We start from the raw sequence: 12,691 nt of genomic DNA, 5'->3' as shown, positions 1-12,691 counted from the left end.
TTTGAAAGTGCGGTTATTTTTATGGAGAAAAAATGAAAATACTTCAACAAGATGATTTTGGTTATTGGTTGCTTACACAAGGTTCTAATCTGTATTTAGTGAATAATGAATTGCCTTTTGGTATCGCTAAAGATATTGATTTGGAAGGATTGAAAGCAATGCAAATTGGAGAATGGAAAAATCATCCCTTGTGGCTTGTTGCAGAGCAAATAAATGACGAACGAGAATATGTGAGTTTGCGTAAATTACTTTCACTGCCAGAGGATGAATTTTATATATTAAGTCGAGGAGTGGAAATTAATCATTTTCTGAAAACCCATAAATTCTGTGGAAAGTGCGGTCATAAAACACAACAAACTCAAGATGAACTTGCAGTGCAATGTACTCACTGTGGGTATCGAACTTATCCTGTGATTTGCCCATCAATTATTGTTGCGGTTCGTCGTGGTCACGAAATTCTATTGGCAAATCATAAGCGACATTATAGTCCCAACGGAGGAATATATACGACGCTTGCAGGTTTTGTCGAAGTAGGGGAAACATTTGAACAAGCGGTGAATAGAGAGGTTTTTGAAGAAACGGGGATTTCAATAAAAAATCTTCGTTATTTTGGTAGCCAGCCTTGGGCATTTCCAAACTCTCAAATGGTCGGTTTTCTTGCTGATTATGAAAGCGGAGAAATAACATTGCAGGAAAGTGAAATTTATGACGCACAATGGTTTTCTTATGATCAACCCTTGCCAGAATTACCGCCAACAGGTACTATCGCTCGTAAATTAATTCACGCAACGCTTGAACTCTGTAAAGCGGAAAATAAACGCGATTAATAAATATTCCAACTCTTATAAATTAAGGAAATAAGATGCGAAATCCGATTCATAAACGCTTAGAAAACTTAGAAAGTTGGCAACATCTTACTTTTATGGCTGCTTTATGTGAACGTATGGCACCAAATTTTAAATTGTTCTGTCAAATGAACGAGCTTAGCGTTGAAGCTAAAACGTATCAAAATATTCTCAATTTGGTGTGGGAATATTTAACAATTAAAGATGTCAAAATCAACTTTGAAAATCAGTTGGAGAAATTAGAAAGCATTATTCCCGATGTGAATGATTATGATAGTTTTGGTGTTGTGCCTGCATTAGATGCCTGTCAGGCTTTAGCTGAAATTTTACACGCTATTATTGCGGGAGAAACCTTAGAAAGGGCGGTGGAAATAAGCTTAATTTCGTTGGGAACAATAAGAGCGTTATTGGAAACAGAAACTGGACGAGATTGGTCAGAAAGTGAGCTAAAAGAAAATGAAGATATTCAAACAGAACTTGATGTGCAATGGCAAGTTTATCGTTTGCTTAAAGAATGTGAAAAACGTGATATTGAATTAATTTTAGCTTTAAAAAATGAAATTCGGACTGAGGGCATATCTAACATTGGTATAGAATTTCATCAATAACGTGAGATTTGTCACAATTTTTATAAATCATGCTTTTAATTCATCTCAAGTTAGATTATCCTTTGCACAGCTTTTGCGACGAGTTCGCAAAGATACTTTTAAAGAATCAAATTTTTATTTAACAGAAGGTACAAATTTATGAACAAAACAGATTTAATTGATGCAATTGCAAACGCTGCAGAGTTAAACAAAAAACAAGCTAAAGCAGCGTTAGAAGCGACTTTAGATGCAATTACTGCAAGCCTAAAAGAAGGTGAGCCTGTACAATTAATCGGTTTCGGTACATTTAAAGTAAATGAACGTGCTGCTCGTACTGGCCGTAACCCACAAACTGGTGCTGAAATCCAAATCGCAGCATCTAAAGTGCCAGCATTTGTATCTGGTAAAGCATTAAAAGATGCAATTAAATAATTGATAACATCAATGAAATGAAGCCCTGTCGATTACGCAGGGTTTTTTTATTGTATAGCGTGGCAAATGTAAAAACAAACTTAGTAATAGAATGAATAAGGAAGACTTATGTGTGGTATTGTCGGCGCAGTAGCGCAACGAGATGTAGCGGAAATCTTAATTAATGGTTTACATCGTTTGGAATATCGTGGTTACGATTCAGCTGGTGTTGCAGTAATCAATAAACAAAATGAATTACAACGTATTCGTTGTTTAGGTAAAGTTAAAGCATTAGATGAAGCCGTATCAGAAAAACCATTGATTGGTGGAACGGGAATTGCACATACTCGCTGGGCAACTCACGGCGAACCATCAGAAACTAATGCGCACCCCCATGCGTCAGGTACTTTTGCTGTAGTACATAACGGTATTATTGAAAACCATGAAGAACTTCGAGAATTATTAAAATCTCGTGGCTATGTCTTTTTATCGCAAACAGATACTGAAGTGATCGCACATTTGGTTGAATGGGAAATGCGTAGCACGGATTCCCTTTTAGAGGCTGTGCAGAAATCGGTAAAACAACTCACGGGCGCATACGGGATGGTGGTAATGGATAGTCGTAATCCTGAACATTTAGTCGCAGCTCGTTCTGGTAGTCCGCTTGTGATTGGTTTAGGTATTGGCGAAAATTTCTTAGCTTCAGATCAACTTGCGCTATTAAGTGTTACTCGCCGTTTTATCTTTTTAGAAGAAGGGGATATTGCAGAAATTACACGTCGTACAGTTGATATTTATGATACTCACGGTAATAAGGCTAAACGTGAAATTCACGAGTCTAATCTTGAAAATGACGCGGCAGAGAAAGGTAAATTCCGCCATTTTATGCAGAAAGAAATTTACGAACAGCCAACCGCACTTATTAATACAATGGAAGGGCGTATCAATCACGAAAATGTGATTGTCGATTCAATCGGAAATGGTGCAAAAGACATTTTAGAAAAAGTTGAGCATATTCAAATTGTTGCTTGTGGCACATCTTATAATGCAGGTATGGTGGCGCGTTATTGGTTTGAATCTTTGGCTGGCGTGAGCTGTGATGTTGAAATTGCATCAGAGTTTCGTTATCGCAAATTTGTTACCCGTCCAAATAGCTTATTGATTACCCTTTCTCAATCTGGCGAAACAGCAGATACTTTAGCCGCACTTCGTTTAGCGAAAGAAAAGGGCTATATGGCAGCATTAACAATTTGTAATGTTGCTGGATCTTCGCTCGTACGCGAATCAGATCTTGCATTTATGACGCGTGCCGGTGTTGAAGTCGGGGTGGCATCAACAAAAGCATTTACGACACAGCTAGCTGCGTTATTAATGTTGGTGACGGCACTTGGTAAAGTTAAAGGTCATATTTCTGCAGAAAAAGAACGTGAAATTATTAAAGCAATGCAATCCTTACCTGCTGAAATTGAAAAAGCGTTAGCCTTTGATTCAGAAATTGAAGCATTAGCAGAGGATTTTGCTGAAAAACATCATTCACTTTTCTTAGGTCGTGGCGAATTTTATCCTATTGCGGTAGAGGCGTCTTTGAAATTGAAAGAGATTTCTTATATTCACGCTGAAGCCTATGCGGCGGGAGAATTGAAACACGGACCATTAGCGTTAATTGATGCCGATATGCCAGTGATTGTCGTTGCACCAAATAATGAATTATTAGAGAAAGTAAAATCGAACATTGAGGAAGTGCGAGCTCGTGGTGGTCAATTATATGTATTTGCCGATAAAGAAGCAGGATTTACGCCAAGTGAAGGAATGAAAATCATCACGATGCCAAAAGTCAATGATATTGTTGCACCAATTTTTTATACCATTCCAATGCAATTGCTTTCTTATTATGTGGCTTTAATTAAAGGTACTGACGTAGATCAACCTCGTAACTTAGCAAAATCAGTTACCGTAGAATAAAATGCGGTTGATTTTAATGTAATAAAAAATACGGTGAAATTTCACCGTATTTTTTAGTTAAATAATCTTCTTTGTTTCCGTGTTTTAATCACTTGAGCAATTAACAATAATGTAAGAATAACCACATATAGTGAAAAAATAACCACCAGCCATTGCACCATCGTTAAACCAAATAATGACCATTGGCTTTCATTACAAGAGCCAGTCGGGTTAAATATAAATGGAAACCATTGATGAAATGGTAAAGTCTCGGGAAAGTTTGGAATAAACTCACATTGTTTCCAAGGGGCTGGATTTATTTGCAAATCAAGATGACGAAACGAAATTAATAAGCCCTTAATACTGCTGAATAAGCCTAAAACCAAGGCGATTAATCTAAGGATGAAAACGCGAGGTTGAAGTAAAGCGATAATGCCCGCTACAAATAAGCCAATCATTGCTAAACGTTCATAAACACAAAGCACACAAGGTTGTAAGCCCATTCCATATTGGAAGTAAAGTGCGGTAGATTCTAAGGCTAAACTTGAAAAAGCCAATAAAAACCACACAAAACGTTTTTCAGAAAATTGTTTTAATAGCGCGAGCATTTTTTCTCCTTAAATTGGCAAAATTAAACCTAAACTTGCTAACCAAATTGTGGCAGCTGGTAAAATAAATTCAATAGCCAGTAAACCAATGATTGAAAGTACAATCGTGTAAGGCAAAGCCATATAAACCATTCTGCCATAAGAAAGGCGAATTAATGGCGAAAGTGATGAAGTCAATAAGAATAAGAAAGCAGCTTGTCCATTTGGTGTTGCAACTGACGGTAAGTTTGTACCTGTATTAATGGCAACAGAAAGCAATTCAAATTGATGCGGTGCAATAACGCCGTTAGTCAGTGCAGCTTTAGCTTCGTTAATATAAACCGTTGCAACAAATACATTATCAGAAATAGAAGAAAGCAAGCCATTAAACACATAGAATAAAGCAAGTTGTGTATTTTCTTCCGCAGAAAGAACGAAGTGAATAATTGGTGAAAAAAGTTTTTGATCAATAATTACTGCAACAACAGAAAAGAATACAACGAGCAATGCAGTAAAGGGTAAAGATTCCTGAAAGGCTTTACCAATAGTATGTTCATCCGTCACACCAGTGAAGGAAGTAGCAAAAATGATGATACTTAAACCAATTAAACCGACTGCGGCAAGATGGAATGCTAATCCAAGAATTAACCAAATTGCGATTAACGCTTGCATACCTAATTTAATTTTATCTTGTTTAGACATTTTTTCTGAATTAGTGCGGTCTAAATCTGATAAGATTTTCCACACTTCGTCTGGTAATTTCTCGCCATAACCAAATAATTTGAATTTTTCGACTAAGAAACAAGTGAGTAATCCGCAGATAAATACAGGAATAGTCACGGGTGCCATACGTAAGAAAAATTCCATAAAGTTCCATTTTGCTTGTTCTGCAATAATTAAGTTTTGTGGTTCTCCAACAACGGTCATTACACCACCAAGTGCAGTACCTACACCCGCGTGCATCATTAAACTACGTAAGAATGCACGGAATTTTTCTAAGATTTCGTGCTGTTGTTCAATAATTTTTCTATCGTCTGAAATATCAACCGCATCAATTAAATTATTGCCTGATGCAACTTTGTGATACACACCATAGAATCCCATTGCGACACTAATGATAACAGCTACAACCGTTAAAGCATCGAGAAAAGCCGATAAAAAAGCAGCACTAAAACAAAAGGCAATAGAAAGTGCAATTTTAGAACGAATTTTGACAAGTAATTTAGTAAATACATAAAGCAGTAATTGTTTCATAAAGAAAATACCTGCCACCATAAACATCAGTAGCAAGATCACTTCAAAGTTTGCCATAATTTCTGCTTTGACGTGTTTGGCATTTGTCATTCCGATAATAATAGCTTCAATTGCTAATAGACCACCTGGTTGAAGCGGATAGCATTTTAATGCCATTGCCAATGTGAAAATAAATTCTGCAACGAGTAACCAACCCGCAATAAAAGGACTGATAAAAAAGAAAACAATTGGATTTATAATAAGAAAAACCACAATGGCAAGTTTGTACCAGTCTGGACTTGCCCCAAGAAAGTTTTTCATAAAAGCCTGAGTATTTGTCATAGTGAACTCCATTATTTTTATCACCTGAACATTGTAATATATCCCCCTTTAAAGGATAATAAAAACCAAGTAATTTTTTTATAAAATTGCATTTTTTTTGATTTTTATCTGATTTTTAATTGTAATGCAAAACAATAACGATATTTTAAAAGCCCAAAGTCCAGCTGCTTTAGCAGAGGAATATATTGTAAAAAGTATTTGGCAAGATGTTTTTCCTGCGGGCAGTAATTTACCATCAGAACGTGATTTAGCCGATAAGATTGGTGTAACTCGCACTACCTTACGTGAAGTTTTACAACGTTTGGCTCGTGATGGTTGGCTAACAATTCAGCACGGCAAACCCACTAAAGTAAATAATATTTGGGATGCTGCTGGGCCGAATATTATTGAAACCCTAATTGCTTTAGATATGCAATCCGCGCCCTTAATTATTGATAATATGCTGTCTTTACGTAGTAAAATGTCGGAATCTTACATTTATGAAGCCGTAAAGAATTCTCCTCAAAAATCTGCCGCACTTTTTGCTGAATTAGGGCAATTACAAAACACAGCACAAGATTACACAGAATTTGATTACCAATTATTTCGTCAATTCACTGTTGTTGCCAACAAACCCTTTTATCGTTTAATTTTCAATAGTTTAAAAGGCGTTTATCAGCGAATAGGATTGTTATTTTTTAAAGAAAAAACACACCGTGAATTAACAAAGCAATTTTACTTAGAAATGCAACAAATTTGTCTTGAGGGAAATGCCGATGCAGTAGTGGATTGCATCCGTAAAAATAATTTACGTTCTTCGACCTATTGGAAAGCTATTCTTGAACGATTACCACAGAATTTATCAGATTAATACTGGAAGCGAATTTAAGAAAAAATATAAAACTTTTCTTATAATTACAGAATCATTTTCACTAATTTATCTGCTTTAATCCGTGCAAATTTTTTCAGAAGTTTTTGCACTGGTTCTGGGTATTGATTCAATTCTTCTAATTCAGTGTAATATTTTAATACCTTTGTATGTTGGCGAATTTGGTTTTGCTCTTTTTCCACCTGGGCTAAAAGTTGTTGTTGTGGGTCGTAAATTAATAAGCCATTTTCTGCATCCAAACGCCACGCTCGAGGGTTAAGATTATTGCCCGTAAGTAAAATATAACGATCATCTACCCACACACCTTTTAAGTGGTAGGTATTATCGCCATCACGCCACAAACGCACCACAAGCTGACCTCTTTCAATTTGAGTCTCAAATTTTTCACAGAAACGGCGAAGATTACTTTCATAAAGATAAGGTAACGCCCCTACCATTTTAAATGGTTGTTCTGGTGGAATATAAAAATCGTTTGCGACTTTATCGCCAACAATAATTTCTACTTGTTTACCATTTTCCAACAACGTTGCTATTTTATGTTGCAATGTGCGTGGGAAATTAAAGTATGGTGTACAAATCACCAATTTTTCTTGCACTTGCAAGAATAAATCTTCAATCACTTGATTTAATTCGTTGCCCGATGCGCCTAAGCCAAACAATGGCGATACGCTTAAAACATTTGGTAATTTCACCGCACTTTTTAATGAATATTTTCCATTTTGAGCAAGGTCTTTGCGATAAATGCGAATATTGCTGCGGATCTCTTTAGTTCTAGGGCGGTTGGTCACATCAAGTGGATAAACGGCACTGAAATCTAACAAGTAATCATTGATGAAATTTACCATCGAATCAGCTAATTCGGCATGAGTGATTTTTTGATAGCGGTCATAACGATATTTTTCAAGTTGATGAAGATAGACATTATTAATGCTTGCACCGCTATACAGCACCGTATCATCAAATACAAAGCCTTTAACGTGCAATACACCAAAAACTTCGCGCGTGTTAATTGGCACGCCAAAGAACATATTTGGGTCATCTGGTAACTGATAAGTTTGGCGTTGCTCGCAATACCAATCTGCATTGGTGGCAGATTTCTCCGCACCTAATAAATTGCGTTGTGCGCGATGCCAATCTATTAGAATTTTTACATCCAAGTGTGGATTTTCTTGCTTCACGCGATAAATTTCATCGAGGATTTCCTGTCCCGCTTCATCTTTTTGCCAATAAAGTGCGGTGACATAAATACGTTTTTTTGCGTTTCTGATTAATTCAATAATTTGAGTTTTAAATTCAGCCGGGCTACCCAAAAATTCAATTTGCTCAGCTTGCAAAGCAAGGAATGGCAAATTATTTAAATTTTGTTCAGCTCGTTTGGTTTTATTGATTAACATAATCCATCTCGTGATTGAAGACTAGTGTGCTAGTTTACAATATTTCACGTGCTTATTAATAGAAAAAAGGCTTTTTTTCGTTATAATGCTCACAAATTTTAGCATTTTTTGGCTAAATAATAGCCATTTTAATTCAGGAAAACCCTATGAACGACAAACGCAAACCGTCTTTTCAATCCGCAGGCAAAACCTTTCAAGAACGCTCAGAGGGGGAAAAGTATCGAGAAAAACCAAGCCAAAATCGACCGCACTTTAATGATAAATTTAATGGAAAGAGAAACGAAAAATCTCGTTTTTCTCGTGATAAACAAGAAGTGAAAGAAACTAAAATTACGCAACTTTCTTTATCTCGTGCGCCATCAAATAAAAATGTAGAAAAACCTAAGGTTCAAGTGACGATAAAAAGTACGGGTACGGTTTATAAAACAAAAGAAAAGAAAACGGGTGCACTTTCTCCTCGAGCACCTGAAAAAATTAAGAAAAACCGTGCAGAAGAAATGAAAGTTTACGGTGAAAATGCCTGTTTAGCTTTATTTGCTGAACGCGCTCAAAGTATTGTTCGATTGTGGGCAACCGTACAAATGTCACACAAAATTGGCGAAGTATTGAGTTATTTAGCTGAAAACAAAAAGGCTTATCATATTGTAGATAGCGAAGAATTAGCTCGCGTGAGCGGAACAGAACATCACGGTGGCATTTGCTTATTGGTGAAGAAACCGCGTGCTTTTACGTTGCAAGGATATTTGGATATTCCTCGTAACGAGGATTGTTTAGTGCTATTGGACAATGTGAATAATGCACAAAATATTGGTGGCGTATTGCGTACTTGTGCTTATTTTGGCGTGAAAAATATTGTTGCCGATAATGTGGAAAATCTGTATTCAGCAGCCTCAATGCGTGTAGCAGAAGGTGGCGCGGAATACATTCGTGTGCTAGAAACAGATTATATTGATTCGGCTTTGATGCAATTGCGTGAATCAGGCTATCAAATTATTCACGTATCGCACAATAAACAAGGCGAACCGTTGGATAAAGTGCGGTTAAAAAATAAAGTGGTTTTTGTGCTAAGTGAAAGTTTTACGGAAAGTTTGGCGACGCCAGAAGACACGCAAGTGCGTTTAACGCTCGCAAGCCCAATTAAATCAGGCCTAAACATTGCGGTGAATGCGGGTGTGTTGTTAGCGAAGTGGTATTTTAGATAAGTCTTCATTTTATAGCTTTTTGTTGAGCGTTTAAGTAGAATTCACGACTTCTTTTTTATAAGAAACAATGAAATTTTTTAAACAAATATAACAAAAAGGAATTAACTTATGATGTACAATCTGCCAGCCATAATTTAGCAAAACACAGCAAAAATCAACCGCACTTTAGTGCGAAAATTTCTCTTATTTTCCTTTCTCTTTTTTCTGTTTTAAGTGTGCCTGCGTGGGAGGATAATGTTACTCTCACACAAGAAGAATACAACACATTGATTAATCGAATTACCAATTAGAACAAAAATTTGGCACAAATGGTGCTGGTGGTACAGCTATTGGGAACAACGCACAAGCAGGTTATGTGGGTACTGCAGTGGGATATAATGCGAAAGCTACAGGCAATCTATCTACCGCTATAGGTGTAAATTCTGAAGCAAGTGATAGTGATGCAACTGCGATAGGTTTAGGTTCAAAAGCGACAAAAGTTGATGAAATTGATCGTCGAGGTCGTCGTGGTGCAGCCATTGCTGGTGCGATGGGGCTATTGCCGCAACCTCGACTAATGGTAAATCTTCCATCGGCACGGCGGCTACACATTATCGCGGCGAACAAGCCTTAGCTGTTGGATACTCCCACGTGACGGATAATGGTAAACACATTATCAAACTCAGCGGTGCATCTAATATGTCTGGTAAGAAAGATGTTATGCTTGGTGCTGCTTATGGTTATGAATGGTAATTAAGCGTTTTTTATCAGTGAAATAGAAATATTCTTTATAGAAGCTCAAACTCAATCTGACAGATCTTTTTAAGTTAAAATATCTGTCAGATTAATTTGAGCCTAAATTTTGATCAAAATCATTCTCCATTAAATAATATTGTCAATCATCATTTTTCCACAGTATATATTTCATTGATAAGTTCAATGATGTTCAAGAAATGAACGATAAACAATCAATATTTTCAGTCATTTTATATAACAGTGAATATTGAGGATGGTTCGCCTTTCCCAATGAAGCAATTTATGGTATTTTACGCAAAATTTTTAACTTAAATTAATAAGGAAAACACAATGGAAGCACAAAGCCCAATGTCCACGCTATTTATTTTCGTGATCTTCGGTTTAATTTTCTACTTTATGATTTATCGCCCGCAAGCTAAACGCAATAAAGAACATAAAAAATTGATGTCTGAGCTTGCAAAAGGTACTGAAGTTTTAACTGCTGGTGGTTTAATCGGCAAAATTACTAAAGTAACCGAAGGTAGCGATAGCATCGTGATTGCGTTAAACGACACGACAGAAATTACGATTAATCGTAACTACATTGTGAGCGTTCTTCCTAAAGGTTCATTAAAATCACTTTAAGAGTAACGTTAAATTATTTTCCAGAGCCACGCATTGTGGCTCTGTGCGTTAGAAAAGAAAAGGAAAACTATGTTAAACCGTTATCCATTATGGAAGAATTTGATGGTTATTTTTATTGTGGCCATCGGGATTTTATATTCTCTTCCAAATATTTATGGTGAAGATCCTGCGGTGCAAATTTCCGGTACACGCGGTCAAGAAGCGAATACTAGCGTGCTTGGACAAGTTCAAGATGTGCTTAAAACCAATAATCTTCCAACCAAATCTATCGTGCTTGAGAATGGCTCAATTCTAGCTCGTTTTACTAATACCGATGATCAACTTCTTGCTAAAGATAAAATTGCTGAACGTCTTGGCAATAATTACACCACTGCATTAAATCTTGCTCCTGCGACTCCAGCTTGGTTAAGTATGTTTGGTGCTAACCCAATGAAATGGGGATTGGATTTACGCGGTGGGGTTCGTTTTTTGATGGAAGTGGATATGAATGCAGCACTTGTAAAACGCCAAGAGCAGTTACAAGACAGTTTGCGTGGCGAACTTCGTAAAGAAAAAATTCAATATACTGCTATTAAAAATACTGAGCATTTTGGTACGTTGATAACCTTAGCTAATGTAAGCCAGCGTGCTAAAGCTGAGCGAATTATTCGCCAATTGCATCCAACATTAGACATTACTGAGCCTGATGCTGATAGTATTAATTTAGGGCTATCTACTGCAGCATTAAATGAAGCACGCGACTTAGCCATTGAGCAAAATTTAACGATTTTACGTAAACGTGTTGCTGAATTAGGGGTTGTAGAAGCAGTAATTCAACGTCAAGGTGCGGAGCGTATTGTGATTGAATTACCAGGTGTTCAAGACACTGCACGTGCAAAAGAAATTTTAGGGGCAACGGCAACACTTGAGTTTCGTATCGTAAATCAAAATGTTACAGCCGATGCTATTTCTCGTAATATGTTACCAGCTGATTCGGAAGTTAAATATGATCGCCAAGGTCATCCTGTAGCATTATTTAAACGTGCCGTATTAGGTGGGGAGCATATTATTAATTCAAGCTCTGGTTTAGATCAGCATTCAAGTACGCCGCAAGTAAGTGTAACCTTGGATAGCGAAGGTGGCGAGATTATGTCTCAGACCACTAAAAAATATTACAAAAAACCAATGGCAACGCTTTATGTTGAATATAAAGATAACGGTAAAAAAGATGAAAATGGCAAAACCATTTTAGAAAAGCATGAAGAAGTCATTAATGTTGCAACAATTCAAGGGCGTTTTGGTTCTAATTTCCAAATTACTGGTGTTGATAGTATTGCCGAAGCGCATAATCTTTCTACCTTGTTGAAATCTGGCGCATTAATTGCACCAATTCAAATTGTTGAAGAACGAACAATTGGCCCATCATTAGGTGCGCAAAATGTAGAACAAGGGATTAATGCGAGCCTTTGGGGATTAGTTGCGGTTATTGCTTTTATGTTGTTTTACTACAAAATGTTTGGTGTGATTGCAAGTTTTGCACTTGTTATTAATATCGTATTACTTATGGGATTAATGTCTATTTTACCCGGAGCGACGCTTTCAATGCCAGGTATTGCGGGTATCGTTTTAACTTTAGGTATGTCAGTAGATGCGAACGTATTAATTTTTGAACGTATTAAAGAAGAAATTCGTAATGGTCGTTCAATTCAGCAAGCGATTAATGAAGGTTATAACGGCGCATTTACTTCTATTTTTGACGCAAACTTAACCACAATCTTAACCGCAATTATTCTATACGCGGTAGGAACAGGCCCAATTCAAGGTTTTGCGATTACGCTTTCACTTGGTGTTGCGATTTCTATGTTTACCGCGATTACAGGTACTCGCGCATTAGTTAATGCCCTTTACGGCGGTAAACAACTTAAAAAATTATTAATTTAGGT

Annotated in this window: 13 protein-coding genes; 10 read left to right on the top strand and 3 right to left on the bottom strand. The window is 36.7% G+C overall.

Annotated features, from left to right (window positions below; all coding sequences use genetic code 11):
- Positions 1 to 32 precede the first annotated feature (32 nt).
- The 4 genes from nudC to glmS all read left to right on the top strand — a co-directional run bounded on the left by nudC (position 33) and on the right by glmS (position 3,805).
- Positions 33 to 827, top strand: a complete 795-nt coding sequence (gene nudC, locus ACPT8Q_RS02875) for an NAD(+) diphosphatase (RefSeq protein WP_021034386.1) — start codon at positions 33 to 35, stop codon at positions 825 to 827.
- A 35-nt stretch (positions 828 to 862) separates the two neighbouring features.
- Complete coding sequence (locus ACPT8Q_RS02870; RefSeq protein WP_021034387.1) at positions 863 to 1,453, top strand: YjaG family protein; 591 nt, start codon at positions 863 to 865, stop codon at positions 1,451 to 1,453.
- Positions 1,454 to 1,591: 138 nt separating this feature from the next.
- Positions 1,592 to 1,864, top strand: a complete 273-nt coding sequence (locus ACPT8Q_RS02865; RefSeq protein ID WP_005630954.1) for an HU family DNA-binding protein — start codon at positions 1,592 to 1,594, stop codon at positions 1,862 to 1,864.
- A gap of 108 nt (positions 1,865 to 1,972) precedes the next feature.
- Positions 1,973 to 3,805, top strand: a complete 1,833-nt coding sequence (glmS, locus tag ACPT8Q_RS02860; RefSeq protein ID WP_021034388.1) for a glutamine--fructose-6-phosphate transaminase (isomerizing) — start codon at positions 1,973 to 1,975, stop codon at positions 3,803 to 3,805.
- Positions 3,806 to 3,858: 53 nt separating this feature from the next.
- On the opposite strand, the gene dsbB is transcribed toward glmS, so the two are convergent.
- Positions 3,859 to 4,392 carry a disulfide bond formation protein DsbB gene (gene dsbB, locus ACPT8Q_RS02855; RefSeq protein ID WP_021034389.1) on the bottom strand — a complete coding sequence of 178 codons (534 nt, stop codon included), beginning with the start codon at positions 4,390 to 4,392 and terminating at the stop codon, positions 3,859 to 3,861.
- Positions 4,393 to 4,401: 9 nt separating this feature from the next.
- On the bottom strand, positions 4,402 to 5,946 hold the full coding sequence (nhaB, locus tag ACPT8Q_RS02850; RefSeq protein ID WP_050848122.1) for a Na(+)/H(+) antiporter NhaB: 1,545 nt from the start codon (positions 5,944 to 5,946) through the stop codon (positions 4,402 to 4,404).
- 124 nt (positions 5,947 to 6,070) lie between these two features.
- On the opposite strand from nhaB, the gene fadR reads away from it, so the two are divergent.
- Positions 6,071 to 6,796: a fatty acid metabolism transcriptional regulator FadR gene (fadR, locus tag ACPT8Q_RS02845; protein ID WP_050847365.1), complete on the top strand. Its 726-nt coding sequence runs from the start codon at positions 6,071 to 6,073 to the stop codon at positions 6,794 to 6,796.
- Positions 6,797 to 6,840: 44 nt separating this feature from the next.
- Here the strand turns inward: fadR and pssA are convergent, their stop codons facing one another.
- A complete protein-coding gene (gene pssA, locus ACPT8Q_RS02840; RefSeq protein ID WP_050948864.1) occupies positions 6,841 to 8,208 on the bottom strand; it encodes a CDP-diacylglycerol--serine O-phosphatidyltransferase in 1,368 nt (455 codons plus the stop codon).
- A gap of 146 nt (positions 8,209 to 8,354) precedes the next feature.
- Here pssA and ACPT8Q_RS02835 point away from each other — a divergent pair, with 146 nt between their 5' ends.
- The 5 genes from ACPT8Q_RS02835 to secD all read left to right on the top strand — a co-directional run bounded on the left by ACPT8Q_RS02835 (position 8,355) and on the right by secD (position 12,689).
- The gene (locus ACPT8Q_RS02835; RefSeq protein WP_050948863.1) at positions 8,355 to 9,410 is read left to right on the top strand and encodes a tRNA/rRNA methyltransferase; all 1,056 of its coding nucleotides are present in this window, start codon (positions 8,355 to 8,357) and stop codon (positions 9,408 to 9,410) included.
- Positions 9,411 to 9,765: 355 nt separating this feature from the next.
- A complete protein-coding gene (locus ACPT8Q_RS02830; RefSeq protein ID WP_050848125.1) occupies positions 9,766 to 10,023 on the top strand; it encodes a hypothetical protein in 258 nt (85 codons plus the stop codon).
- Entirely contained in the window at positions 9,948 to 10,142 is a 195-nt protein-coding gene (locus tag ACPT8Q_RS02825; protein ID WP_080358474.1) for a YadA C-terminal domain-containing protein, read from the top strand. The genes ACPT8Q_RS02830 and ACPT8Q_RS02825 overlap by 76 nt, the downstream gene beginning before the upstream one ends.
- Before the next feature lie 333 nt (positions 10,143 to 10,475).
- Positions 10,476 to 10,769 (top strand): preprotein translocase subunit YajC, encoded by a 294-nt coding sequence (gene yajC / locus ACPT8Q_RS02820; protein ID WP_005645638.1) that lies wholly within the window; start codon positions 10,476 to 10,478, stop codon positions 10,767 to 10,769.
- A gap of 69 nt (positions 10,770 to 10,838) precedes the next feature.
- The gene (secD, locus tag ACPT8Q_RS02815; RefSeq protein WP_050948862.1) at positions 10,839 to 12,689 is read left to right on the top strand and encodes a protein translocase subunit SecD; all 1,851 of its coding nucleotides are present in this window, start codon (positions 10,839 to 10,841) and stop codon (positions 12,687 to 12,689) included.
- Positions 12,690 to 12,691 lie beyond the last annotated feature (2 nt).

Source organism: Haemophilus sp. HN_Hi10 (assembly GCF_049821985.1).
Lineage (GTDB): Bacteria > Pseudomonadota > Gammaproteobacteria > Enterobacterales > Pasteurellaceae > Haemophilus > Haemophilus influenzae_D.
The sequence above is the reverse complement of the archived record's forward strand: the minus strand, read 5'-3'. Positions and strand labels throughout refer to the sequence as shown.

Excerpts from the sequence above, each read along its gene's own strand:
- secD (WP_050948862.1), top strand. The coding sequence starts at position 10,839 with ATGTTAAACCGTTATCCATTATGGAAGAATTTGATGGTTATTTTTATT.
- nudC (WP_021034386.1), top strand. The coding sequence starts at position 33 with ATGAAAATACTTCAACAAGATGATTTTGGTTATTGGTTGCTTACACAA.
- nhaB (WP_050848122.1), bottom strand. The coding sequence starts at position 5,946 with ATGACAAATACTCAGGCTTTTATGAAAAACTTTCTTGGGGCAAGTCCA.
- ACPT8Q_RS02865 (WP_005630954.1), top strand. The coding sequence starts at position 1,592 with ATGAACAAAACAGATTTAATTGATGCAATTGCAAACGCTGCAGAGTTA.
- yajC (WP_005645638.1), top strand. The coding sequence starts at position 10,476 with ATGGAAGCACAAAGCCCAATGTCCACGCTATTTATTTTCGTGATCTTC.
- ACPT8Q_RS02870 (WP_021034387.1), top strand. The coding sequence starts at position 863 with ATGCGAAATCCGATTCATAAACGCTTAGAAAACTTAGAAAGTTGGCAA.
- glmS (WP_021034388.1), top strand. The coding sequence starts at position 1,973 with ATGTGTGGTATTGTCGGCGCAGTAGCGCAACGAGATGTAGCGGAAATC.
- ACPT8Q_RS02835 (WP_050948863.1), top strand. The coding sequence starts at position 8,355 with ATGAACGACAAACGCAAACCGTCTTTTCAATCCGCAGGCAAAACCTTT.
- pssA (WP_050948864.1), bottom strand. The coding sequence starts at position 8,208 with ATGTTAATCAATAAAACCAAACGAGCTGAACAAAATTTAAATAATTTG.
- fadR (WP_050847365.1), top strand. The coding sequence starts at position 6,071 with ATGCAAAACAATAACGATATTTTAAAAGCCCAAAGTCCAGCTGCTTTA.
- dsbB (WP_021034389.1), bottom strand. The coding sequence starts at position 4,392 with ATGCTCGCGCTATTAAAACAATTTTCTGAAAAACGTTTTGTGTGGTTT.